21 protein-coding genes are annotated in these 22,650 nt (G+C 64.6%); 14 read left to right on the top strand and 7 right to left on the bottom strand.

The annotated features are described in order from the left end of the window. Window positions 1–207 precede the first annotated feature (207 nt). On the bottom strand, window positions 208–1,185 hold the full coding sequence (locus DVDV_RS15745; protein WP_254845407.1) for a GGDEF domain-containing protein: 978 nt from the start codon (window positions 1,183–1,185) through the stop codon (window positions 208–210). Between the two features lie 234 nt (window positions 1,186–1,419). On the opposite strand from DVDV_RS15745, the gene DVDV_RS15740 reads away from it, so the two are divergent. The 3 genes from DVDV_RS15740 to DVDV_RS15730 are packed head-to-tail and all read left to right on the top strand — an operon-like array spanning window position 1,420 to window position 3,656. Beyond that, complete coding sequence (locus DVDV_RS15740; protein WP_075355586.1) at window positions 1,420–1,761, top strand: STAS domain-containing protein; 342 nt, start codon at window positions 1,420–1,422, stop codon at window positions 1,759–1,761. Between the two features lie 25 nt (window positions 1,762–1,786). Continuing rightward, a complete protein-coding gene (locus tag DVDV_RS15735) occupies window positions 1,787–2,452 on the top strand; it encodes a class I SAM-dependent methyltransferase (RefSeq protein WP_075355585.1) in 666 nt (221 codons plus the stop codon). Between the two features lie 22 nt (window positions 2,453–2,474). Further along, a complete protein-coding gene (locus tag DVDV_RS15730) occupies window positions 2,475–3,656 on the top strand; it encodes a GNAT family N-acetyltransferase (RefSeq protein ID WP_254845406.1) in 1,182 nt (393 codons plus the stop codon). A 95-nt stretch (window positions 3,657–3,751) separates the two neighbouring features. On the opposite strand, the gene DVDV_RS15725 is transcribed toward DVDV_RS15730, so the two are convergent. Further along, entirely contained in the window at window positions 3,752–4,216 is a 465-nt protein-coding gene (locus tag DVDV_RS15725; protein WP_075355584.1) for a hypothetical protein, read from the bottom strand. Between the two features lie 398 nt (window positions 4,217–4,614). On the opposite strand from DVDV_RS15725, the gene DVDV_RS23500 reads away from it, so the two are divergent. Both DVDV_RS23500 and nadS read left to right on the top strand, forming a co-directional pair. Then, window positions 4,615–4,962 carry a type II toxin-antitoxin system RelE/ParE family toxin gene (locus tag DVDV_RS23500; RefSeq protein WP_075355583.1) on the top strand — a complete coding sequence of 116 codons (348 nt, stop codon included), beginning with the start codon at window positions 4,615–4,617 and terminating at the stop codon, window positions 4,960–4,962. Between the two features lie 5 nt (window positions 4,963–4,967). After that, window positions 4,968–5,315 carry a NadS family protein gene (gene nadS, locus DVDV_RS15715; RefSeq protein ID WP_075355588.1) on the top strand — a complete coding sequence of 116 codons (348 nt, stop codon included), beginning with the start codon at window positions 4,968–4,970 and terminating at the stop codon, window positions 5,313–5,315. A gap of 97 nt (window positions 5,316–5,412) precedes the next feature. Here nadS and DVDV_RS15710 read toward each other — a convergent pair whose 3' ends face one another. Both DVDV_RS15710 and DVDV_RS15705 read right to left on the bottom strand, forming a co-directional pair. Continuing rightward, window positions 5,413–5,919: a 4Fe-4S dicluster domain-containing protein gene (locus tag DVDV_RS15710; protein WP_075355582.1), complete on the bottom strand. Its 507-nt coding sequence runs from the start codon at window positions 5,917–5,919 to the stop codon at window positions 5,413–5,415. Beyond that, window positions 5,916–6,497 (bottom strand): 4Fe-4S binding protein, encoded by a 582-nt coding sequence (locus DVDV_RS15705; protein WP_075355581.1) that lies wholly within the window; start codon window positions 6,495–6,497, stop codon window positions 5,916–5,918. The genes DVDV_RS15710 and DVDV_RS15705 overlap by 4 nt, the downstream gene beginning before the upstream one ends. Before the next feature lie 259 nt (window positions 6,498–6,756). Between DVDV_RS15705 and DVDV_RS15700 the strand changes: the two genes are divergently transcribed. The 4 genes from DVDV_RS15700 (at window position 6,757) to DVDV_RS15685 (ending at window position 12,019) form a co-directional block, all read left to right on the top strand. Continuing rightward, window positions 6,757–8,844, top strand: coding sequence for a molybdopterin-dependent oxidoreductase (locus DVDV_RS15700; protein WP_075355580.1), 2,088 nt, complete (start codon window positions 6,757–6,759; stop codon window positions 8,842–8,844). 159 nt (window positions 8,845–9,003) lie between these two features. Next, entirely contained in the window at window positions 9,004–9,468 is a 465-nt protein-coding gene (locus DVDV_RS15695; protein WP_075355579.1) for a MarR family winged helix-turn-helix transcriptional regulator, read from the top strand. A 53-nt stretch (window positions 9,469–9,521) separates the two neighbouring features. After that, on the top strand, window positions 9,522–11,165 hold the full coding sequence (locus DVDV_RS15690; RefSeq protein ID WP_075355578.1) for an FmdE family protein: 1,644 nt from the start codon (window positions 9,522–9,524) through the stop codon (window positions 11,163–11,165). Between the two features lie 62 nt (window positions 11,166–11,227). Beyond that, the gene (locus DVDV_RS15685; protein ID WP_075355577.1) at window positions 11,228–12,019 is read left to right on the top strand and encodes a lytic transglycosylase domain-containing protein; all 792 of its coding nucleotides are present in this window, start codon (window positions 11,228–11,230) and stop codon (window positions 12,017–12,019) included. A gap of 320 nt (window positions 12,020–12,339) precedes the next feature. Here DVDV_RS15685 and DVDV_RS15680 read toward each other — a convergent pair whose 3' ends face one another. The 3 genes from DVDV_RS15680 to DVDV_RS15670 all read right to left on the bottom strand — a co-directional run bounded on the left by DVDV_RS15680 (window position 12,340) and on the right by DVDV_RS15670 (window position 16,014). Next, window positions 12,340–12,807, bottom strand: coding sequence for a hypothetical protein (locus DVDV_RS15680; protein ID WP_075355576.1), 468 nt, complete (start codon window positions 12,805–12,807; stop codon window positions 12,340–12,342). Window positions 12,808–13,012: 205 nt separating this feature from the next. Then, entirely contained in the window at window positions 13,013–14,146 is a 1,134-nt protein-coding gene (locus DVDV_RS15675) for a YibE/F family protein (RefSeq protein WP_075355575.1), read from the bottom strand. Window positions 14,147–14,457: 311 nt separating this feature from the next. After that, window positions 14,458–16,014, bottom strand: coding sequence for an alkaline phosphatase (locus DVDV_RS15670; protein ID WP_075355574.1), 1,557 nt, complete (start codon window positions 16,012–16,014; stop codon window positions 14,458–14,460). Window positions 16,015–16,176: 162 nt separating this feature from the next. On the opposite strand from DVDV_RS15670, the gene DVDV_RS15665 reads away from it, so the two are divergent. The 5 genes from DVDV_RS15665 (at window position 16,177) to rbr (ending at window position 22,498) form a co-directional block, all read left to right on the top strand. Then, the gene (locus DVDV_RS15665; protein ID WP_075355573.1) at window positions 16,177–19,215 is read left to right on the top strand and encodes a glycosyltransferase family 39 protein; all 3,039 of its coding nucleotides are present in this window, start codon (window positions 16,177–16,179) and stop codon (window positions 19,213–19,215) included. 66 nt (window positions 19,216–19,281) lie between these two features. Beyond that, window positions 19,282–20,448 carry a PLP-dependent aspartate aminotransferase family protein gene (locus tag DVDV_RS15660; RefSeq protein ID WP_075355572.1) on the top strand — a complete coding sequence of 389 codons (1,167 nt, stop codon included), beginning with the start codon at window positions 19,282–19,284 and terminating at the stop codon, window positions 20,446–20,448. A gap of 79 nt (window positions 20,449–20,527) precedes the next feature. Further along, window positions 20,528–21,115 carry a peroxiredoxin gene (locus DVDV_RS15655; RefSeq protein ID WP_075355571.1) on the top strand — a complete coding sequence of 196 codons (588 nt, stop codon included), beginning with the start codon at window positions 20,528–20,530 and terminating at the stop codon, window positions 21,113–21,115. A 26-nt stretch (window positions 21,116–21,141) separates the two neighbouring features. Continuing rightward, entirely contained in the window at window positions 21,142–21,747 is a 606-nt protein-coding gene (locus DVDV_RS15650; RefSeq protein WP_075355570.1) for a redoxin domain-containing protein, read from the top strand. Between the two features lie 175 nt (window positions 21,748–21,922). Continuing rightward, window positions 21,923–22,498 (top strand): rubrerythrin, encoded by a 576-nt coding sequence (gene rbr / locus DVDV_RS15645; RefSeq protein ID WP_075355569.1) that lies wholly within the window; start codon window positions 21,923–21,925, stop codon window positions 22,496–22,498. The last annotated feature ends 152 nt before the right edge of the window (window positions 22,499–22,650 follow it).

Below are 22,650 nucleotides of genomic sequence, written 5' to 3'. Positions count from 1 at the left end.
CGAGTTGGGTCTGGAATTTGGCTGGCGGTTCCGGGCGGCTTCCGGCCGGAACCGCCAGCCAAATTTCCAGACCCCATTCTCTCACGTCCGCACGCACCACACCACCAGCTTACACCCCCCATTGCAGGGGTCCGGGGGATCATCCCCCCGGCGGGTCCAGGGCAGAGCCCTGGTCTTCTCTCCGGCTGCCCGACTACCCGACTACCACTACCCCTTCACATACACCCGCACCTGATTGCGGCCGGACGACTTGGCCAGGTACAGGGCCTTGTCGGCGGCGTCGACGAGGTGGGCGATGTCGGCGGTCGGGCAATCGGCAAGCAGTTCGGCCACGCCGATGCTGACGTTGATTTTGATGCCGGCGGCCAGGATTTGTCCGTCCGGATCGCGGATGACGAAGTTGTAGCGTTCGATTTTGCGGCGGATGATGTCGGCCAGTTCTTCGGCTTCGTCTTTGGCGATGTCGAGGAGGGTGACGGCGAATTCTTCGCCGCCGTAGCGGGCGGGGAAGATGTCGCGGTCTTCGAGTTGCTTCATTTCCTCGGCAAATCCCTTGAGGATGGCGCCGACGACGACCAGGGCCTGGTCGCCGATGCGATGGCCGTGTTCGTCGTTGAAGCGTTTGAAGTGGTCGATATCGATCATGAAAAGCGACAGAGGCCGGCGTTCCAGGGTGGACAGGGCCACGGTGCGGCTCATGTGTTCATCGAAGGCCCGGCGGTTGGAGATGGCGGTCAGCCCGTCGGTGAGGGTGAGCGCCACCATTTTCTCGGCATCTTCCTCGATCATGGCGACCATGTCTTTGAAGCCGCGCCGGATGGTGCCGAGCATCCGGTCGACGTCGCCGCCGGATTCCACGGCGTCGATGGCGACGTTTTCGAGTTTCTGGACACCGCCTTTATGCCGGAAAAGCGTGTCCTGGAATTCCTGGACCAGGGCGGCGGTTTCAGCCAGCGTGCGCGTCAGGGCGCGATTCCAGGGAGCGCTTAAAATACGTTCGTTGGCCTTGATGACTTCGAGAAATTTCGCTTCGGAGAAGTCCCTGGCCCGCAGGATTTCCATGCCCAGGGCCTGGAACTGTTCTTTCTGGTCATTGTCCAGGAAATCATAGTTCTTGATGCTGCGCATATAGAGGATCAGCCCGCGCCACTTGGAGTCCCTGGGGACGCCGACACGATCAAGCATGGCGCATACCGATTCGGCGCAGGAGTCGGGAGGGCACGGCCTTTTGGCGGGTTCCGGGACCTTGTTCATGGGCAGGGTTTACCTCGTGTTACGACCAGGAGAGGGCCACTTGAAGCAGTGTACATGCATTTGCACATGACCGGAAGAGGCCGGAGGCGTTTTGTGCCGGCTTGCCCGCCTGGGGCCGGCATGGTAAGGGATCAGCCTATCGCCCGGAGGCGATTTGGAGGCGCAATGGACCTGATTGTGACACAGCAAGGCCGGCTGACCCTGGTGTCGGGCCTGCCTAAAATGTTTGATTATACCGTGTGCCCGGACTTCCAGCGGGAGCTTGCCGCCCATTTGGAAGCGGCCCCGGCGGTGCTGGCTTTTGACCTGTCCGGGGTGGAATTCATGGATTCGAGCGCCATTGGCAGCCTGATCACGGTGCGAAACCGGCTCTTGGCCGGCGGCGGCTCCGTGGCCCTGTGTTCCATGGGCGAGGGCGTGGCCAAGGTGCTGCGCATTGCCGATCTGGGCAAGGTGTTTGCACTGTATCCCGATGCGGCAACAGCCCTGGCCGCCTGCCAGGACTGATCCTTTCCAGCCTGCCGTTTCCACCATGTTGATCCGCTACACGCCCGGTGCGACCGGCCCGGCCGAGACGCTGCGCCGGGCGGTCCGGGCCGTGCTCTATCTGCCGACAGCCTGCCGCATGGCCGCCGATTCATGCTACCCCTGGCTCAATGCCGGCGCGGTGCGCTTTCTCAAGGGCCGGCTGACCCGCCGCATGGTCGGGTTTGAGTGGGGCGGCGGGCGCAGCACGGTCTTTATCGCCCGGCGGGTGCTCAGCCTGGTCACTGTCGAGCACAACCCCAAGTGGCGGCGAAAGACGGCGGCCCTGCTGGCCCGGCATGCTGTCGGCAACGTCCAAAGCCGTTTCGTGCCGGCCGGGGATGCTCCCGGCCAGCCCGAGGCCCGGCCGGCCGTCTGGCAGCGCCTGGGCCATGTCCATCGCCGGCCGGAGTTTGCCGCCTACAGCGACGCCATCCTGGATTTCCCTGAAGACAGCCTGGATTTCGTGGTTATCGACGGCCGGGCCCGGGTCGAATGCGCCCTCAATGCCGTCAGCCGGGTGCGGCCGGGCGGCTTCCTGGTGCTGGATAACAGCGAATGGGAGAAATACGCTCCGATCTTCGACCTCGTTCCGGGCTGGTCACGCCGGGATTTCGAGAACGGCGTGTGGCGCACGAGCATTTTATGCCGCCCCGTTGCGGCCGGCGGGTGACAGAAGCGCCGGCAAGGCTTATATGCCAGCCATGACAGTCCCCAACGAGCAGCTCACCCTCCGCTTTGCCCGGTCCATGGCCGAGATCGACGGCCCGGCCTGGAACGCCCTGGCCGAGCCCCTGGATTCGCCCTTTTTTGAATGGGAATGGCTCAAGCTCCTGGAAGATTCCGGCAGCGCCGCCCCGGCCCGGGGCTGGTATCCCAACCACCTCATCGCCACCGCCGGCGGCCGGCTCATCGGCGCGCTGCCCCTGTATCTCAAGTGGCATTCCGACGGCGAATTCGTCTTTGACCAGCTCTGGTCCGAGGCGGCGGTGCGCCTGGGCCTGCCCTATTATCCGCGTCTGGTCGGGGCCACGCCGTTTACCCCGGCCACCGGCCTGCGGTTTCTCATGGCTCCCGACGTCAACCAGATGCGCCTGTCGCGGCGGCTGTTTGAGACCATGGAACAGTACTGCCAGGGCAACGGCATCCAGGGCGCGGCCCTGCTTTTTACCGAACCGGAATTCGCCGCCGCAGCCGACGACTACGGCTTCACCACCTGGCGGCACCAGGGCTACATGTGGCGCAACCGGGGCTTTGCCAATCTGGACGATTTCCTGGCTACGCTCAATGCCAACCGGCGAAAGGCCATCCGCCGCGAGCAAAAGGCCCTGGCCGATTCCGGCGTGACCGTCGAGATCGTGGCCGGCTCGGCCATCCCGGACTCGTTTTTCCCGCTCATGCAGCGGCTTTACGAACGGACCAACACCAAGTTCGGCCCCTGGGGCTGCCGTTACCTGACCGATGAATTTTTCGAGGGCATGGCCGGCGCTTTCCGCCACCGCCTGGCCTTTGCCGCCGCCTACCGGCCCCGCCGGCGCGAGCCCATCGCCCTGGCCATGCTGGCCGGCAAGGGTGACATCCTCTACGGCCGCTACTGGGGAGCCTTCGAGGACGTGCCGTTTCTCCACTTCGAACTGTGCTACTACGCCCCCATCGCCTATGCCATCGCAAACGGCATCCAGCGCTACGATCCCGGCATGGGCGGGGCGCACAAGGCCCGGCGGGGCTTTGTGTCGGTGTCGAGCTACAGCGCCCACCGCTTCTTCGACCCACGCATGGACATGATCTTTCGCACCCACATCGACCGGGTCAACCAACTGGAAAAGAACTACATCGACGAATTAAACGATTTGCTGCCGGTGCGGCGGGGGGAGTGAGCGGACCGAAGGCGTCACGAATACGCCGCAGAACAGGCAACCATGGCCAATACAGGTGAGCGGAACGGTTGGTCAGGGAAAAGCCATGTGCCGGGCTATCGGCCAAGGGACGTGACGAAAAGAGCAAATAGCTTAAATAATCCGCAACATATCACTAAAATGCCCAAGGCCATGAGTTCTTGCAAGGCACTGGCCACGGCAGCCCACAACAATCCGAGACGCTTTCCGCCATCCAGCCGTACGAACCAAGCACAAAGGGAAGTCTGAACAATGAACAGCAACATCATGGAGTAAACAGCTATGTCGAGAAACTTCCATTCTTTTGTTATTATACCAATAAATTTATTTAAAACTAGACAGGCAACGAACACATCTGGCCAAATGTAACACACAAGATACAACAATTTTGCTGCAAATGGAAACAAGACAGACGTCAGGAACACGACCTTAAGCACATCATAAAAATCAGGTTCCCCTCTGGTCACAATCCAAAGCGACCCGTACAACAACAGAGCGCCAGGTACAAAATACAAACAACCGAGCACTATCCAGAGAAACATCGTTCGTTTCCATGTCCTTTGTGAAAACGGCTCAGACCAATACGCCTCGCTGCTTCAGCCACACGGAAATCACCTATCCAAAGCGCAGCCGCACCGTTCGCAGGGACGAGCACGGCAGTGCAATTCATTTTTTGTTTATATATTATCTTGTTTTATTTCAAGAACAAACTGTTTCTCCAACACACCGAACCCAAACCGCCGGGAGCCGCCGATCCCTGGCTGACGCCATGGCGCGATACGAGACAACGTTTCGCCCCTGCCAGGGTGCGCCGTTATGTGGCTCCCATTAGCCGCAATGACAAACGGCCGGCCCCCCCGGGATACCCTCCCGCAGACCGGCCCGAACGGTTTGCGCCCCCTCACCTTGACGTCAGTCGTCCACTGCACTACTTACAGCCATGTTCCCGCCGCCGATCACGGTCGTCGAAACGGCGACATTTAAAAACGACGCAGACAGCCTTCTTGATGAGAAAGAACGGCTCGAATGCATCACGTATCTGGCGAGCAATCCCGAAGCCGGCAAGGTGATGCCCGGCACGGGAGGCGTGCGCAAGCTGCGTTTTGCCAGGGAGCATGAAGGGAAAAGCGGCGGCTACCGGATCATCTACTATTTCTATAACGACGACATGCCCCTGTTTGCCCTCATGCTCTATCCGAAGAACGCCAAATGCTCCCTCACCCAGGGAGAACGCAACGCGCTTAAGCAACTGGCCCGGGAACTGATCGACTCCTACAATCCGAGGTGACCGCCATGACCGCCATGGGTGAAAAACTGCTGCAAAGCATGCGCGAGGCCGTGGCCTACGCCAAGGGCGAGGCACAACCCGAGGACTACCGGGTCCACGCCGTATCGGTGGACGTGCGCGAGATCCGCAAAAAGCTCAAGATGACGCAAAAGCACTTTGCCCAGGAGTTCGGCTTTTCCCTGGACACCCTGCGTCATTGGGAACAGAAACGCCGCACGCCGGAAGGTCCGGCCAGGGCCTATCTGCTCGTCATTTCCCAAAATCCCGACGCGGTGCGAACAGCCCTGCGAAGCGCCGCCCAAACGCCTCCCCCGACGACTCCCCCAAAGGGAGCCTCGGCCGCAAGCGTCTAGAAACGCGCCGCTCCCTGCCCGGACCAAACACAACGGGCCGGCCCACGGGATATCCTCCCGCAGACCGGCCCGAACCATGTGCAATCAGACGCTCGCGCTACATTTGTCTTAAAAGCAGCCGCTTGCCGTAGACGTCGCGCTCATCCTCGTTTTTTTTTCCGGGCCGCACAAAGCGCAGGGCGTGGGCGGTGCAGCCGGTCACACAGGACGGATCGAGGCCGTCGTCGAGGCGCTCGCGGCAATAGTCGCACTTGACCACTTTGCCCGTAACTTCGTTCCACTGGGGAATGCGCCAGGGACAGGCCTGGATGCAGGCCTTGCAGCCCACGCACAGCTCCTCCTTGACGTAGACGATGCCGTCTTCCTCGCGCCGGAACATCGCGCCGGTCGGGCAGGCCGGGACGCACCACGGCCGCTCGCAATGAAAGCACGACATATAGAGGTTTAACAGCCGCGGTTTGCCCTTGACCATGTCCGGGCCGATGGAAACCAGCTTGCCGGGCTTGGCCGACGGCGGCACGGCGTTTTTCACCTGGCAGTGCACTTCGCAGGCGTGGCAGCTGATGCAGCGCTTCTTGTCCAGTTGGATCATGTACTTGCTCATGCGTGTTCCTCCAGAGGGGCAGCCGGCGGCGAGGCCGGGACGTTGACCGCCTGCCGCGTCAACCGGGCCAGCAGGTCGAGGCGGAAGTCCGCGCGCGAAGCGCCGACGAAATAGGCGTGGCCGGAAAAGCGCAGCGAATCCACGGGACAGGCTTTGACGCACTGGCCGCACAGGCTGCACAGGGAATAGTCGTAGAAAAACGCGCCCGGCACCTTGCACCCCTTCTGGGGGGCCGGGGCCATGACCGCGGCCCGGGCAATCAGCTCGCCGGCCATCTCCACCCCTTCCTGGGCCTCATGGCTGCCGCCGCCGCCGCTTATCGGGCAGGCCACGGACAGGCACTGGGACGGGCAGGCCCGGGTGCAGGCCCCGCAGGCGATGCAGCGCGGCATGGCCGGATTGTCCTCGCGGCCAATGAGCTCCACATGCCCCCGGTAGGTGTCGAGATTGTCCACTTCCTGGCGGGGATAGATGACCGTGACGGCCGGCCGGGCAAAGGCCCTGCCCGTGATGCCAAGCCCGACGAGCAGGCTTTTGAGGCCGGTCGCCGCTTCGCTGACCAAATCGGATAGAGACACGCCTGACCTCCCGGGCTGAGCACACCGTGGACCAAAGCCTTGGTTTCCCCCAGTCTAAACGGGTTTTTAGCGGGCTTGTCAACGGATGGGGCACAAGTTCCCGCCTTCACAATCATCTTGGTTTCCGGGCGTGATTCTCTAGAATGCACGTTCCTCATTTCACAACACTTTTCCCTTGCCACGGATCACGATTTGCTGCTAGTGCGTGAAGACTCAAAACTCTCCGGCACACGCAACGCCGCCTCAATCGGAGCAATTTATGAATCGAAAAAACGTCTACAGCGTCTGCGGCATGTGCACCGTACGGTGCCCGATGATGGCCACGGTCGAGGGCAACAAGGTGGTGTACCTGCAGGGCAACCCCCATGCCGCCGGCATCAAGGGGGCGCTGTGCGCCCGGGGCGCGGCCGGCGGGGCGCTTATAGCCGATGACGAACGACCCCAGTTCCCCATGATCCGGGCCGGGGCGCGCGGCGAAGGCAAATGGCGCAAGGCCTCCTGGGAAGAAGCCCTGGCCTATGTTGCCGGCGAGCTCTCCCGCATCCGCGAGGCCCACGGTGCGCGTTCCATCCTGCTCTCCGACCGGGGCGGCCCGTTTCGCGACATGCACCGGGCCTTTTTAAAAGGTCTTGGCAGCCCCAATTACTGCAACCACGATTCGGCCTGCGCCAGAAACGTTCAGCATGCCGCCCTTTCGCTGTTCGGATTTGGCCGCAAGGACGTGGCCTACGACTATAAAAACAGCAAGCATGTCGTGTTGCAGACCAGAAACATCTTTGAAGCCATCAACGTCAAAGAGGTCAACGACCTTCTGGACGCCAAGGACACCGGCTGCAAGATCACCTGCATCGACGTGCGCACAACCGTCACCGCGGCCAAGGCCGACACCTTTCTCATGGTGCGCCCGGGCACGGACTATGCGCTCAATCTGGCCGTCATCCACGAACTGCTCACCCGCGACCTCTACGACAAGGACTTCGCTGCGGCCTGGATCAACGACCTTGACGCCTTGCGGGCCTTTGTCGCCCCCTATGACGCCGATTTCGCCGCGGCCGAGACCGGCCTCCCGGCCCGGCGCATCCGCGAGCTGGCCGACCAGCTGGCTGCCGCCGCCCCGGCCGTCATCTGGCATCCCGGCTGGATGACCGCCCGCTACGGCGACTCCTTCAATGTCTGTCGCACCGCCTACATCATAAACGCCCTGCTCGGTTCCATCGGAGCCAAGGGTGGCCTGACCCAGATGAACAAGCCGGCCCACGTCGGCAAAAAGGGCCTCAAGCAGCTGGTGGATCTCTTCCCCAAACCCGAGGACAAGCGGGTGGACGGTGTGGGCTGGATGGAAGGCCGCAGCCACTTCGAGGCCGGTCCGGGACTGGTCAATCTGGCCATCGAGGCCATCGTCACCGGCCAGCCCTATCCCATCAAGGCCTATATCGTTCACCGCCACGATCCGCTCATGTCCTTCCCGGATACGGCCGACGTCAAAAGCAAGCTCGACAACCTGGAGCTGCTCGTCTCGGTCACCTTCTCCTGGTCGGACACGGCCTGGTACTCCGACGTGGTGCTGCCCATGTCGCCGTATCTCGAACGTGAATCCATGATCGCCTCCAAGGCCGGGGCCGCGCCCCAGTTTTTCGTGCGAAAGCGCGCCCTGACCCCCCGCTTCGACACCCGGGCCGACTGGGAGATTTACCGCGATCTGGCCCGCCATATGGGCCTAAAAGAGCTCGATTTCGACTCCATCGAGGCCATCTGGGACTTCCAGCTCAAGGACACCGGGGTTTCCATGGCCGATTTCGAGGCCACGGGCATGGTCAAGCTCGGCGGACCGCTCCATCGGCCCATCGATGAAAAGAGCTTCAAGACGCCGTCCGGCAAGATCGAGATCCTCTCGGCCAAGCTCGCGGCCGACGGCCTGGAATCGCTGCCGCCCTACGTCTCCCCGGCCGTGCCGCCCCAGGGGCGCTACCGCATCAGCTTTGGCCGCATCGGGCTCCATACCCAGGGCCATACCGTCAACAATCCGTTGCTCTTTGCCCAGATGCCGGAAAACGAGCTGTGGATTCACACGACCGAGGCCGAGAAACTCGGCATCGCCGACGGGGCCATGGTCGAAGTGCGCAATGGCTCCCATGCAGGCAAACTGCGGGCCAAGGTGACCGAGGGCATCCATCCCGAAACGGTCTTCATGGTCCATGGCTTCGGCCACACCCTGCCTGTGGAAAGCCGGGCCAGGGGCCGGGGCGTGGCCGACAACGAGCTTATGCCCCAGGGCATTGCCAACTGGGACAAGGGCGGCGGCGGCGTGTGCATGCAGGAGCATTTCGTGACCGTCCAACCGGCCTGATCCGTTGCTTCTGACGGCGGCCGGGCAACTGTTGAAAACGATTCTCAACAATTGCCCGGCCGTCATACATGGGCGCTTGGCCCATAAGCGACGAGCACTGTCACGGTTTCCTGAAAACTCGTTGACCAAACAACACATGGCAGTTATGTTAAAAACATCATGGACGGTTCACTACTTGCACCTGAGGACGTTCGTCCCTTTCCATTGCGCCAATCCCTGGGTTTTTTGCTGGTCCGCACAGCCCTCAAACTGCGCCTGCTCGGCAACACGATTCTCCAGGAAGCCGGCGAAGACATCACCGTGGACCAATGGGGCATTTTAAATCTCCTGTGGGAAGCCGACGGCCAGACACCCGTGGAACTGGCCCGGCGCGCCGACAAGGACAAGCCCAACGTCACCCGCCTGCTCAAGATCCTCGAAGACAAGCAGTTTGTGACCCGAAAAGCCGATCCCAAGGATCGGCGCAGCCATCGCATCCACCTGACCGACGCCGGCCACGCCCTCAAGGACAAGCTCCTCGATCTGGGCGTCGTGTGCCTGGAACGCGCCTGCCTGGGGCTTTCCAGCCAGGAAGTCGCCACGCTCAAATCCCTGCTCAATCGCGTCTACGCCAACGTTTCGTAGGACCTCTTCCGTGCCGCTGCCTGGCCTGCGGACGCAAGCACACGAGATAAAGTATGTCAAAAATGACCGAGCTTAAGGCCCATGACAGCCGTATCGGACCCCACACCTTTGAAGAATTTCTGGGCGTGGCCGCCGCGTTTCACGGCAACCCCGCCCCGGGGCTCATTATCGGCGGCTACATGGTCGATGCGGCCCGGTCCATGCTGCCGGAAGGCACCCTTTTCGACGCCGTGGTCGAGACCAAAAAATGCCTGCCCGACGCCGTGCAGATCCTCACCCCGCCAAGCTACGGCAACGGCTGGATGCGGGTCATAAACCTCGGCCGCTACGCCTTGAGCCTCTATGACAAGTTCACCGGTCAGGGCTATCGGGCCTGGCTCGATCCCAGACATCTGGGGAACTGGCCGGAAATCCAGGCCTGGTTTTTAAAGACCAAGCCGAAAAAAGAACAGGACCGCGCCCTGCTCTTTGCCGAGATCAAGGCCGCTGCCCGCAGCATCTGCCTGCTTGCGCCGGTCGCCATCCGCCCCGCATTTTTGATCAAGCCCAACATGGGGGCCATTGCCGTGTGCCCGGCCTGCGGCGAAGGCTATCCCAGGGCCGACGGGGCCATCTGCCGCGGCTGCGCCGGGGAGGCGCCGTATATCATCGAGTCCGACACCCCGCGCCTGCGGGCCGTGCCGGTGGATGAAGCCGCCGGACGCCGGGTGCTCCACGACATGACCCGGATCGTGCCGGGCCAGTCCAAGGGAGTGGAATTTTCAGCCGGGGTCGACATCCATGCCGGCGATGTCTGCCGCCTTCAGACCATGGGCAAAAACAGCCTGTACGTCGAAGACCTGTCCGAGCCGCTGGGCGATTTCGTCCACGAAAACGAGGCCGCCCTGGCCTTTGCCCGGGCCATGGCCGGAGTGGGGCTGGTCAATTCCGGCCCGCCGCGCGAAGGCAAGGTGGAGCTTGTGGCCGAGGCCGGGGGCCTTTTGACCGTGGCCCGGGACCGGTTGGTCGCCTTTAACTGCATCGAGGGCGTCATGTGCGCCTCGCGCCAGTCCCATCTGGTCGTCGAGGCCGGCAAGGCCGTGGCCGGCTGCCGGGCCATCCCGCTCTATCTGCCCCGCCGCGTCTTTGATCTGGCCATGCGCGTCCTGGCCGACGGGCCGCTGTTTACCATCCTGCCCATCCGCAAAGCCAAAGCCGGCGTGCTGGTCACGGGCACGGAGATCTCTTCCGGCATCATCGAAGACAAGTTCGAGCCGGTGGTGCGCTCCAAAATCGAAGCCCTGTCCGGCGAGGTGGTGGCCGTGCGCAAGGTCCCGGACGACCGGGCCGCCGTGGCCGCAGCCGTGGCCGAACTGCTGGCCGAGGGGGCTGATCTCATCATCACCACGGCCGGGTTGTCCGTCGATCCCGACGACGTCACCCGCCTGGGCCTCGACGACGCCGGGCTGACCGACGCCGTGCACGGGATGCCGGTCCTGCCCGGAGCCATGGCCATTGTCGGGCACATCGCCGGGGCCGACGTCATCGGCGTGCCGGCCTGCGCCCTTTTCCACCGCACCACCAGCTTTGACCTGCTCCTTCCCCGGGTGCTGGCCGGATTGACGCTCACCCGCCGCGATCTGGCCGAACTGGCCGAAGGCTCCATGTGCCTGTCGTGCCGGTCCTGCACCTACCCCAAATGCCCGTTCGGCAAATAGCCGCCCCTTGACCGGCCGGGTTCGCCGTCCTATGGGAGGATTGCGAACCCGCCGGAGAACCAATGCCCTATGCCCTGACCCCGCTTGTACTGGGGATGTTTCTGCTCTTTGCCCCTGCCCTGGCCGACGCCTTCACGCTGTACGGCTATGAGGACGACTACGGCCTCGTGCATTTGAGCGAAGAACCCCGCGACGCCCTCTACGTCCTCATCTACGAAGGCCCGACCGATCCAAAGCTCGGGTTTGCGGCCATCAAAAAACGCATCCAGGAAAAAGGAGCGGTGTCCAAGGACCGCAAGGACGGCTGGATTCTCGAAGCCACCAAGGCCTATCGCCGCATGGGCCTGGCTCCGCTTGGCCCGTCAGGCTATCCGGCGGTCATCGATTCCGGGCCGCTTCTGGACCTTGTCCGCTCCAAGAGCGCGGCCTCGGGGCTGGCCCCGGAGCTGCTCTATGCCGTCATCGAGCAGGAATCGCGGTTTTCCTCCTGCGCCGTGTCGCCCAAGGGCGCAGCCGGGCTCATGCAGCTTATGCCCGACACCCAGGCCCATTTCGGCGTGGCCGATCCCTTTGATCCCGAGCGCAACGTGGCCACCGGAGCCAAATTTCTCCAGCAGTTGATCGGCCGCTTTGGCGATGTGCGTCTGGCCCTGGCCGCCTACAACGCCGGACCCGAGACGGTCGCCCGCTGCGGCGGCGTGCCCAATATCCCGGAAACGCTCAATTATGTGGATCGTATCATGGCCCGCTACGCCATGCTCAAAGACAGCCACCCAGGCATGGCCCCCAAAAAAGCCGCCGAAGCCGCCCCCAAAGCCAAAGGCAAGGCCAAGGCCGCCGCGCCCAAGTCCTAGATGCCTCCGGCGGCCAAAGGGACTGAGTCCCTTTGGAATCCCCTCCTGGAGGAACTTAATTTGACTGTGGGTGTTGCTGCGCCGGAGAGCGGCCGTTTGCGCATGAAAAAGAGGCGAGGGGGCCGTGGCCGTTGGCGCTTGACGGGAAACACCGTTGCTCCGGCGGCCAGGGGGGGGGATAATCCCCCCCGGACCCCCTTGATGGGAAACGTTATAAAGGGGTCACCCCTTTGGCCGCCGGAGCAACGGTCACGGCACTTCCCGAACGCGACACTCGCCAGCAGGATCCTGCCCAGGCCGGTCGTTCGCCCCGAGCGCAATCACTGCGCCGCGCCAGCCCCATCCAGGGGTCTGCGCCACAGCCGGCGCTGGACCCAGAGTCCAAAAACCAGACTGAGCAGGAGCAGCAGCGGGAAAATCATGAAGCCGAAGACGTTGCCTTCCATGTCGATGACCGCGATGGCGGCCGTGGCCGGCAACACGTACAGGCAGGGCCGGTGGGCCAGGAGAAAGGCCGTCCAGGCATCCGTCCGGGCCTGTGGCCGATAGCGCCGATAAAGGACGCGCCAGAGCTGGTAGCGGGCGAAAAACACCGCTGCCGCCAGCAGGGCAAAGACCGGCAGCACCAGGGATACGGTGTTGGTTCCGCGCGGGGTGGTGCCGTAGGGCACAGCCATGGTGAGAAAATAGGCTGCCAGGAAGGCCGGCGGATAGCCGACAGCCGCCGCCAGGGCATAAAGCGCCCGGACCGGGCGCGAGACAGGCTTTTTCCCTGGGGACTGGTCCATGAGGCCTCCGCCGGGTGCACGCGTTCAAGGATTCTCCAAGCTGTGCCCCGCCCCGCAGCCGGCGTCAAGAAGCGCTCCCTTTCCCCTGTCAGTGCTCCAGGGGTGCGTGCACACCGGGTACAGGGGCAACACGTTGGCCGGGTCCATGGGGAACCGGTTTTGCCCCACCCGGCCGGCCGGTCCAGGGCAACGCCCTGCCATCATTTCAGCTGCCTTTGCCCCGCGCCAACAGCAGCCCCCCGGCCACGGCGGTCAGCGGCGCGGCGGTGACCAGACCGAAGCTGCCGACCAGGGTATTGGCGATCTCGGCAGCCACATGGGGCATGGTGGCCACGTTGATAAGCGGCACGCCCTGGGCCATGACCACCATCAAAAGCGCCAAAGAGCCGCCGCAGTAAGCCAAAAGAAGCGTGGTGGCCATGGTGCCGACCACCACCCGGCCCACGCGCAGGCCCGACAGGCAAAGCCCCATACGGCCGATCTCCGGGTGGTGCACCGCCACCTCGGCCTGGCTGGCGGCCACGTCCATGGCCACGTCCATGATGGCCCCGCTGGCCCCCAGGCAGATGGTGGCCAGGTACATGCGCCCCAGATCGAGATGGGCAAAGCCGGTATAGAGGAGCGTCTCGGCAAAGGGCTTGACCGCGCCGGGCAGGGCAAAACCCTTTGCCGTGGCCAGGGACAGCAGGCAGGTGACGGCCACGCCGCCAAGCGATCCCAGGTAGGCGGCCACGGCCCGGCGGTTGACCCCGCCGACCAGGAACACCACCCCGGCCATGAGCGCTGCCGTGACGCCAAGGACCGTCAGCATGGGATCGACCCCGCCAAGGGTCAGCGGCACCAGCACCTTCCAAAGCAGCAGGGCCGTAAAAACAAAGGACAAAACGGCCCGAACCCCGGTCATGCCGGCGTAGGCCACCAGGGCCAGGGCAAAAAGCCCGAGCAGCCAGCCTTGCAACCCAAGCCGCCAATGGTCCTGGGCCACGGCCGAGACGATTTTTCCGCCGCGCAGGGACAAGACGACCAGGGCCGTGTCGCCCGGAGCGAACAGCTTGTCCATCTCCAGCTTGCCGACCAGGATGTTGTCGGCAACGATGTCCTGGCCGGCAAAGGGACCGGCGAGCGGCCGGGCCGTCACCCGTTGCTCGCCCTCGCGCACCAGCCCGTATTGGCGCACATGGGCGTTGTCCACGGCCACAATCCGGGCCTTGACCTGCAGCGCCTCGGCCGGCAGCCGTTCCTCGAAACCCGTGGGCAGATACCACAGCCCGACGGTGAGCGCCGCAACCACGGCCAATAGCAACCAATCCTTTCGCGGCCCCAAGCGCAAACGTCCCATACGATCCTTTTCCCCCGGAGTCGGCTGCCGCCCCGGGACAGATTTGGGGCCGCCGCCGGCCGGAGTCTCTCTCCGGCCGGCGGCGGCCCCAGTAAACGACTTCCCCGTTGCATGGTCCGGGGCGACTCTCCCCCGGCCACGCAACTGCGGTTTCCGTCAAACGCAAGCGCCAGTCGACCAGCACCCGTAACCCCTTGAAAAACTTCTCCCATCAAGGGGGTCCGGGGGGGATTATCCCCCCGGCCGCCGGAGGCATCTTCCTCTTCGCACACGGCCCGGCCGGAGGCTTCTTCGGTCTTTTCTTCTACCCTCTACTTACCGCCCAGGGCGGCCATGATCTTTTTGGACAGATCGGTATTGTCGTAGTAGCCGGCAAAGACTTCCGAACCCGGGCCGACGGACGAGGTCATGACCGGCACGCCGGTATGGGAGTAGCTGGTCCAGGCGATGCCGGCCTTGTTGTCGAGAATGTGGGTGAGCGTCACGGCCAGGGGCTCATAGCCGCCGTAGGCCCGGTAGTCCATTTCACTGCCGGATTTTTCTTTCTGGTCCTGCATGGAGCGGGCGAAGGCCTCCTTGACGGCGGTCAGCTCGAAATCGCGCAGGTACAGGCCGTAGGGGTTGGCCGGGGAAGTGTTGTTCTCATCGGGCTTGGGTGCGGCCTTCATGGCTTCGAGGTCGCCTTGGGCCGGGACGATCAGGCCAAAGGTCTCCTTGATCATGGGGACCACATCCTCGAATTTGGCCGAGGCGGCGTCGTGGGTCTTTTTGTATTCCTTAAGCGCCGCAGTGAAGCCCTCGAACGAGGCCTTCTGGCTTTTCAGGTAATCGTAGTAGTTGCCGTAGCGGGTGCCGGCAAAGCCGAGGGTCATGCCGCCGCACTCGTGGTCGCCGGTGACGACGATCAGCGTTTCCGTGGGATGGGCTTCGGCAAATTTGACCGCTTCGGCCACGGCGGCATCAAAGGCCATGGTGTCCTGGATCGAGGCGGCGGCGTCGTTGGCGTGGCAGGCCCAGTCGATCTTGCCGCCTTCCACCATGAAGAAAAAGCCTTTGGGATTATTGAGCAGTTCGATGCCCTTGGCCGTGTATTCAGCCAGGGTCAGGCCCTTCCTGTCGCCGTCCAGGGCATAGGGCAGGGCCTTGTCGGCGTCGAGTTCGGGATTAAGGGCCACAAGCTTGGATCCGGGCTTGGCGGCCAGGATGGCCTCGCGGCTCTCGGCCACGGTGTAGCCGGCGGCCTTGAGGGCATCCAGGGCGTTGACCTTTTCGCCTTCGGCCTTGGACTTCTTGCCGGCCGGGTCCTTGAAGCCGCCGCCGCCGAAGTAGTCAAAGCCGCTCCTGGCCGCGTCCAGGGCGATTTCATAGTAGTTGTTGCGGCTGTCCTGGTGGGAATAGAAGCAGGCCGGGGTGGCGTGGTCAAGGGACACGCTGGAGACGACGCCGACCTTCAGGCCCGCATCCCGGGCCTTTTCAGCCAGGGTGGGCACGGGCTTTTTGGCCCCGTCCACGCCGATGGCCCCGTTGTAGGACTTGACGCCGCTGGCCAGGGCCGTGCCGGCCGCGCCGGAATCGGTGATGATGGAATTGAGCGAATAGGTGGTGGTCATGCCCTGGACCGGCATCTTGTTCATGGTCAGCTTGACGATGCCGGGTTCGGCTGTGCCGTCTTTGGCGGCCAGATAATATTCAGCGGCACTGCGCTGGGCCATGGCCAAGCCGTCGCCGATAAACAGGAACACGTATTTGGGGGTTTTGCCGGCCTCGGCATGGGCCTGGGCGGCAACCAGCATGAGGATGGCCAGGACGATCCAGGCCACGCGGTTGATCGTGGCCGCGCAAAACGGCGGCAAAGCGTGTCGGCGCATGGTGTGTTTTCCTCCGTTATGGGTATCGCCGACCGGATAGCCCGGCCCCGGTGACAACTCTATTGCGGGCGTGTTTCGATTGCCCCTCCCCTTGCCTCGGCGCGCCCGGGAGGCTACAAGCGCGACGCGGCAGGCTCTCATCCGGCCGCAGGAGAGGATTGCATGTCCGGACGACTCCTGACGCTTTTTTTTGCCCTGGGCCTGTTCGTCCTGGCCCTTGCCGTCCGTCTGCCGCATCTCGACCGGGAATCCCTGTGGGAGGATGACTGGCTGGTTCTGGACCGGGCCACCATGGACCTCGGCGACATGGCCCATATCCAGAAATATCTCGGCCCTTCGCGTACCACCTACGACTTCCACCCGCCCCTCTATTACGCCCTGGAACATCTGGTCCTTGGCGGCCATGGCAGCGTCTTTGCCGCCAAGCTCCCGGGCGTCATTGCCGGAGCGCTTACGGTGGTGCTCCTTTTCCTCCTGGGCCAGAGCCTTTTTTCCACCGGCGCGGGACTGGCCGGAGCTATCCTCTGCGCCGGCTGCCTTTACCATGTCTCGGCCTCGCGTTCGATCAAGGTCTATGTGCTGCTGCTGCTTGTCTTCACCGCCTGCCAGCTGGCCCTGTGGTCGGCGCTCAAACGGGGACGGCTCCTGTCCTGGCTACTTTATGCCGGCCTTGGCGCGGCCCTGCTCTACACCGCCTATGTCGGCGTGCCGGCCCTGGCCGGACAGGCCCTGGCCGCCGCCGCCTTTCTGGCCGGCAACCGCCGGTCCGGGCCGGCTGCCGAGCGCACCGACAGCCGCCGCTGCCTCCTGGCCGGGGCCGGCTTCGCCCTGGCCGCCCTGGCCTATCTTCCCTGGCTGCCGGGACTCCTCTTTATCCAGACGACCTTTTACAATCCGGCCACCCACGCCCTGGCCCGGCTCGATTGGCCGCTGGCCGTCGCCGTGCTGGCCGATTTCGGCTGGTTTTCCCAGCCCGCACCCGGCCCCTGGCCATATCTGCTGGCCGGGGCGGCGGTCCTGGGGCTTGGGGCCGCCCTGGCCCGGCAGCAGTGGCGGCAGACACTGCTCATCGTGCTGCCAAGCCTGGTTCCGGTGGCGGCCATCCTGACGGCCAAATCCGAGATGAACGAGATTCTCTCCACCCGCCATTTCGTGCTGCTCCTGCCGGCGCTGCTCGTCCTGGCGGGCAACGGGCTGGCCGCCCTGGGGGACCTCCTGCCCCGCCCGGCCTGGGGCAAACCCCTGCTGGCCGCCGCCCTGGCTGCCGCCCTGGCCCTGCCCCAGTACGCCGATCTGCCACGCCTGTGGGCCAATTCCATCAGCTATGACAAGGAACTGGCCGCCTTCCTGGCCGTGAGCCGGGGTTCGGTCCGGGCCCTGGAATGTTTCGGCTACAAGGCCCCGGTCAAACGGTTCGCCAACGACTGGTACCTGGACGGCCTCTATCGCCCCCTGGCCGGGGCCGGACAGGCCGCCTACGTCCGGGCCATGGCTGTCCAGAACAGCCTGGGCGGCGCGCCTCTGCTCGATGTGCCGGGAGCCGTGCCGGCCACGGATTTCACCATTGCGATCTTTCGCACCCGGGCCGACCGGATCGGGCTGCTGCGCCGCGCCCCCCTGGCCGTCATGCCCGGCCCCGGCGGCCGCTACACCTATGCCGACGGCTATGACGACCTGCGCGTCTACACCGACACGGCAGCGCTCACAAACCTCGCCCCGGACCCCGAACGCTCCCTGCTGGCCCCCATCGGCATCCGGCCGGGGGTGGTGCAGTACGATTTCACCGTCCCGGCCGGCGTGGCCGTGAACGCCGCCACCCTGACAACGGCCCTGCGCCTGTATAAGCGAAACACCGGCCACACGGCCCCCTGCTTCATCACCATCGAAGCCCGCCGCGACGACGGCCCCTTTGCCGCCATCGCCCGCCTGACCGACGCCGATTTCGCCGACATCCCCAAAGGGCAGTGCCCGAGCCTGCTGGAAATCCCCATCTACAACGCCTGCCAGAGCCTGACCCGCTCCTATGACCTGACCGCCCAGGCCGCCGGCAGCCGCAACCTTTCCCTGCGTCTGACCCTGTCGCCGGGCCTGGAGGAAGGCTACCTGCTCCTTGACGGCCTGACGCTCGACGCCACCGCCTCCGGCATGGCCAATCCCCTGGCCGGCGTCCGGGCCAGCCTGGAGCGTCTGGCCGGTGCCCGGGCCCTGGCCACCGGCGATCCGCGCATCCCCCGGCTCGTGCCCGGCCCTCCCTTCGCCCTGGCCGAAACCGACGCCGCAACCGCCGCGCTCTCGGGACTGGCCGGCGGCCCCAAGGCCCTGGCCGCTTACCGGGCCGCCCATCCCGAGGCCGCTCCAGTGGCGGTTTGGGCCGACGCCAAAGGGCAGCCGGCCGTGGCCGTCTACGACCCGGATCTGGCCGGGCCGCAACTGTGCCTGTCCGGCCGGGAACCTGTCCGGGAAATGGCCGGAAACGGCGAACGGGCCATGGCCCTCACGGTTTCCGGCACCCTTGACGCCCCGTCATTCGCCCTGGGCGGCCGCACCAGCGACATTCCGGTGGCTGCGCCCCCCGGCACGACACTGGCCGTCAATGCCGGCGGGCCGGGCCGGCTGTGGTGGCGGCCGGATTTCTCCAGGGCCCGCTTTGCGGCCATGGTCCCGGCCACGGCCGAAAATGTGCGCCCGGCCCCGGACGACGACCACGACGGCGGCCTGACCTGCCGCGACAGCCGCCCCTGCCGGGCCGACTTCCCCTTTGTTTCCGGTTTTCCCATGAACCGGGCCTGGCTGACGGTCTTTCCCCGGGTCTCCAACGACCCGGAAGGCAAAAACGCCGCCCATGTGCTCATTTCCAGCGACGGCGTCACCTTTCGTCCCATCCTGTCCCTGGTCAGCGACCGCTCCGGGCGTTGGACCCCGCTGTTTACACCCTACCGCCTGGAAGTCCCGCTGGACAAAGGCTCCGGCCATCTGACCCTGCGCCTGGAAATGACCGGCGACGGAGCGCAGTTCTGGTCCCATGCCCGGCCCGTCGACGCCATGGGCCTGACCATCGCCCTGGACAGCCGAAACCTCGCCCCCATCGACATCCCGGACGGTCCGGCCGTCATCCGCCTGACCCACCCCGGCGCAAACAACGTCTGCCTGGCCGCCGACACCGCCCCCATCCCCTTCCCGGCCGAACTGGAACGGCAGTGATTGCCTTGGCAACCATCGGCTTCCCGGCTACATTTCCGGAAAACCGATTGCCAGGGAGGAGCAGGGATGGACACATCGCGCCTGGGTGAAAACACCCGCAGCGTCCGGGCCGGGGAACAGCTTGACCGCACGGTCGGCGGCGTCACCACGCCGATCCACACCGCCGCCGCCTACATGGCCGCCGAAGGCGTGGACGGAGCCTACCGTTACCCGCGCTACATCAATATTCCCACCCAGATCGCACCGGCCGTCAAGCTCGCCGCCCTGGAAGGAGCCGCCGCCGGACTGGTCCTGGCCTCGGGCATGGCCGCCATCTCCTCAAGCCTGCTGGCCGTGCTCACCACCGGCGACCACGTCGTGCTCCAGGCCGACCTCTACGGCGGCACCCACCGCTTCCTCATGGCCGAACTGGCCCGCCTGGGCATCGGCTTCACCCTGGTCCCGGACGCCGATCCGGCCAGCCTGGAAGCCGCCGTCACCGAGCGCACCCGGGTGGTCTATGTGGAGACGCCGAGCAATCCGCTGCTGCGCATCATCGACCTCGAAGGCACCGCCGCCATGGCCGCCCGCCGGGGACTCGTCTCCATGGTGGACAACACCTTTGCCTCGCCCATAAACCAGCGCCCGCTCTCCCTCGGCTTCGACCTGTCCATCCACAGTGGCACCAAGTATTTAAACGGCCACAGCGACCTCAATTGCGGGGCCGTGGCCGGCTCGAAGTCCCTGGTCGACGCCGTCAAGGAACGGGCCGTCAACTTCGGCCAGACGCTCAACACCTACGACTGCTATCTCCTTGAGCGCGGCATGAAAACACTGGCCCTGCGCATGGCCCGGCACAACGAAAACGCCCAGGCCGTGGCCGAATTCCTGGCCCGGCGCGAAGGTGTCGCCGCCGTCCACTACCCGGGCCTGCCAGGCCACCCCGGCCACGCCCTGGCCAAACGCCAGATGCACGGCTTTGGCGGCATGATGTCCTTTGACCTCGACTGCCCGCCCACGGCCGCCCGCCACTTCATGGACAGCCTGGAACTGGTGCTCGAAGCAGTCAGCCTGGGCGGCATCGAATCGTTGGCCTGCTTCCCGGCCGTCACCTCCCACGCCAAGATGTCCCGGGAGGCGCGGCTGGCCATCGGTGTTTCCGACACCCTGGTGCGCCTGTCGGTCGGCTGCGAAGACGCTGACGACATCATCCGCGACCTCTCCCAGGCCCTGGACGCCGCCAATATCGCCTGACGCCCTTTGCCCCGGGCCGCGAAATGCTTATAGGAGCATAACGCGGCCCGGCCGCCCAACTCGCCGCCCCGGAGGGAGCATGAAACGATTTCTCATCCTTGTCGCCGCCCTGGCCCTCGTCGCCGCCGCCAGCACCCAGGCCCTGGCCGTGGAGGCGTCCGAAGCCCCGGGAGCCAAACCGCTGCCCGTGGGCACGGCCTTTCCCGACGTGCCGCTTATCGGCCCCCTCCAGCCCGCCCTGGCCGCCAGCCTCGGCATTGCCGCCACCGGCCCCACACCCATCAACACCGTCGACGCCGAAGTGCTCGTGGTCGAAATATTCAGCATGTACTGCCCCTTTTGCCAACGCGAAGCCCCGACCATCAATGAACTGCACACGCTCATCGACAAACGGGGCCTGTCCGGCCGCATCAAGCTCATCGGCATCGGAGCCGGCAACTCCGACACCGAGGTGGAGATCTTCCGCAAGAAATACAACGTGCCCTTTGCCCTGTTCTCGGATTCGGCCTTTGCCGTCCACCAGCGCATCGGACAGGTGGGGACGCCGTTTTTCTACGTGCTGCGCAAAAACGCCGCCAAGGGCTACGACATCGTGCTGACCCACCTGGGCGTCATCCACTCCCCGGCCGACTTCCTCGCCACCATCACCGCCAAGGCCGGCATGTAATCCGCAACTCCAACCCAAGGAGCCCCATGCGCAGATTCGCCATGCTCGCGGCCCTCGCAGCGCTGCTCATTGCCGCCACTGCCGGGGCCACGGAAACCAACTCGGAATCCCTGGCCCAGAACATCTTCCAGGTGCCCCACCTGCCGCCCACCGACAGCGTGCTCGCCGTGGCCGTCGGCAGCCCCATGCCCGACTTCGACCTGCCCGCCCTGGACGGCTCCCGGGTGCGGCTGGCCGACACCATCGGCAAAAAAAATCTGGTCATCTCCTTCGTGCCCGCCGCCTGGACCCCGGTGTGCTCCGGACAATGGCCCGGCTACAACATCGCCCGGGACATCTTCGAAGACAACGACACCACCCTGGTCGGCATCTCCGTGGACAACCTGCCCACCCTGTTCGCCTGGACCCGGCAGATGGGCGGCCTGTGGTTCCCCGTGGCTTCGGATTTCTGGCCCCACGGCGGACTGGCCAAAAAACTCGGCATCCTGCGCAGCGACGGGACCGCTGAACGCGCCCTTTTTTTGGTGGACAAAAAAGGTATGATCCGTTTCATTGATGTGCACGACATCAATGCCAGACCGGACCTCGGCCCGCTGCTTGAAGCCATGGAAAAGGTGCACGCCGAAAAATAACGGCCCTGCCCGCCTCCATGCCTGCAAAACGCCGGCCCAATGCAGCCGTTGGCGGACCGCGCCAACAACCACTGCTTGCGCGCAACGGCGACAAGGCCCATAAGGCACTGAAAAGCGCACACGCGGACCCTGCGTGGGGATGTCCGCACCATCACAATGAGGAAACGGAGGACGTATGAAATCGCTTAAAGGCTCCAAGACCGAAAAGAACATCCTGATCGCCTTCTCCGGCGAATCGCAGGCCAGAAACCGCTACACCTACTTTGCCTCGGTGGCCAAAAAAGAAGGCTTCGAGCAAATCTCCGCCATCTTCACCGAAACCGCCGACCAGGAAAAAGAACACGCCAAACGCCTGTTCAAGTACCTCGAAGGCGGCGAAGTCGAAATCACCGCCGCCTTCCCGGCCGGCGTCATCGGCAATACCGTGGCCAACCTGCGCGAAGCCGCCGGCGGCGAATCCTACGAGGAGAACGACATGTACCCCTCGTTCGCTGCCATCGCCAAAGAAGAAGGCTACCCCGAAGTCGCCGCCACCTTCCAGCATATCGCCAAGGCCGAAGGCTTCCACAAACGCCGCTACGCCGCCCTGGCCGACAACATCGAAGCCGGCAAAGTCTTCGCCCGCGAAGGCAAAGTCACCTGGCGCTGCCGCAACTGCGGCTACCCCATGGACAGCGACCACGCCCCGGACAAATGCCCGGCCTGCGAACATCCGCAAGCCTACTTCGAAATCGCGCCTGAGAATTGGTAGACGAGACGGCAGAGGCAGGGGGAGGGACAGGGACAGGGACAGGGGAAGATGCCTCCGGCGGCCGGGGGGATGATCCCCCCGGACCCCTGCAATGGGGGTTGTAAGCGGGTGGTGTGGTGTGGTGTGCGTGCGGGCGTGAGAGAATGGGGGTT

It is taken from the genome of Desulfovibrio sp. DV (assembly GCF_001936595.1).
In the GTDB taxonomy this organism is placed as follows: domain Bacteria; phylum Desulfobacterota; class Desulfovibrionia; order Desulfovibrionales; family Desulfovibrionaceae; genus Solidesulfovibrio.
This window is presented reverse-complemented; position numbering and strand designations above follow the sequence as displayed.

What these genes read in the sequence shown, in the direction of transcription:
- DVDV_RS15725 (WP_075355584.1), bottom strand. Translation starts at nt 4,216, where the DNA reads ATGTTTCTCTGGATAGTGCTCGGTTGTTTGTATTTTGTACCTGGCGCT.
- DVDV_RS15700 (WP_075355580.1), top strand. Translation starts at nt 6,757, where the DNA reads ATGAATCGAAAAAACGTCTACAGCGTCTGCGGCATGTGCACCGTACGG.
- DVDV_RS15655 (WP_075355571.1), top strand. Translation starts at nt 20,528, where the DNA reads ATGAAACGATTTCTCATCCTTGTCGCCGCCCTGGCCCTCGTCGCCGCC.
- DVDV_RS15710 (WP_075355582.1), bottom strand. Translation starts at nt 5,919, where the DNA reads ATGAGCAAGTACATGATCCAACTGGACAAGAAGCGCTGCATCAGCTGC.
- DVDV_RS15665 (WP_075355573.1), top strand. Translation starts at nt 16,177, where the DNA reads ATGTCCGGACGACTCCTGACGCTTTTTTTTGCCCTGGGCCTGTTCGTC.
- DVDV_RS15680 (WP_075355576.1), bottom strand. Translation starts at nt 12,807, where the DNA reads ATGGACCAGTCCCCAGGGAAAAAGCCTGTCTCGCGCCCGGTCCGGGCG.
- DVDV_RS15695 (WP_075355579.1), top strand. Translation starts at nt 9,004, where the DNA reads ATGGACGGTTCACTACTTGCACCTGAGGACGTTCGTCCCTTTCCATTG.
- DVDV_RS15735 (WP_075355585.1), top strand. Translation starts at nt 1,787, where the DNA reads ATGTTGATCCGCTACACGCCCGGTGCGACCGGCCCGGCCGAGACGCTG.
- DVDV_RS23500 (WP_075355583.1), top strand. Translation starts at nt 4,615, where the DNA reads ATGTTCCCGCCGCCGATCACGGTCGTCGAAACGGCGACATTTAAAAAC.
- DVDV_RS15670 (WP_075355574.1), bottom strand. Translation starts at nt 16,014, where the DNA reads ATGCGCCGACACGCTTTGCCGCCGTTTTGCGCGGCCACGATCAACCGC.
- DVDV_RS15650 (WP_075355570.1), top strand. Translation starts at nt 21,142, where the DNA reads ATGCGCAGATTCGCCATGCTCGCGGCCCTCGCAGCGCTGCTCATTGCC.
- DVDV_RS15740 (WP_075355586.1), top strand. Translation starts at nt 1,420, where the DNA reads ATGGACCTGATTGTGACACAGCAAGGCCGGCTGACCCTGGTGTCGGGC.
- DVDV_RS15745 (WP_254845407.1), bottom strand. Translation starts at nt 1,185, where the DNA reads ATGCTTGATCGTGTCGGCGTCCCCAGGGACTCCAAGTGGCGCGGGCTG.
- DVDV_RS15690 (WP_075355578.1), top strand. Translation starts at nt 9,522, where the DNA reads ATGTCAAAAATGACCGAGCTTAAGGCCCATGACAGCCGTATCGGACCC.
- nadS (WP_075355588.1), top strand. Translation starts at nt 4,968, where the DNA reads ATGACCGCCATGGGTGAAAAACTGCTGCAAAGCATGCGCGAGGCCGTG.
- DVDV_RS15730 (WP_254845406.1), top strand. Translation starts at nt 2,475, where the DNA reads ATGCCAGCCATGACAGTCCCCAACGAGCAGCTCACCCTCCGCTTTGCC.
- DVDV_RS15660 (WP_075355572.1), top strand. Translation starts at nt 19,282, where the DNA reads ATGGACACATCGCGCCTGGGTGAAAACACCCGCAGCGTCCGGGCCGGG.
- DVDV_RS15685 (WP_075355577.1), top strand. Translation starts at nt 11,228, where the DNA reads ATGCCCTATGCCCTGACCCCGCTTGTACTGGGGATGTTTCTGCTCTTT.
- DVDV_RS15675 (WP_075355575.1), bottom strand. Translation starts at nt 14,146, where the DNA reads ATGGGACGTTTGCGCTTGGGGCCGCGAAAGGATTGGTTGCTATTGGCC.
- rbr (WP_075355569.1), top strand. Translation starts at nt 21,923, where the DNA reads ATGAAATCGCTTAAAGGCTCCAAGACCGAAAAGAACATCCTGATCGCC.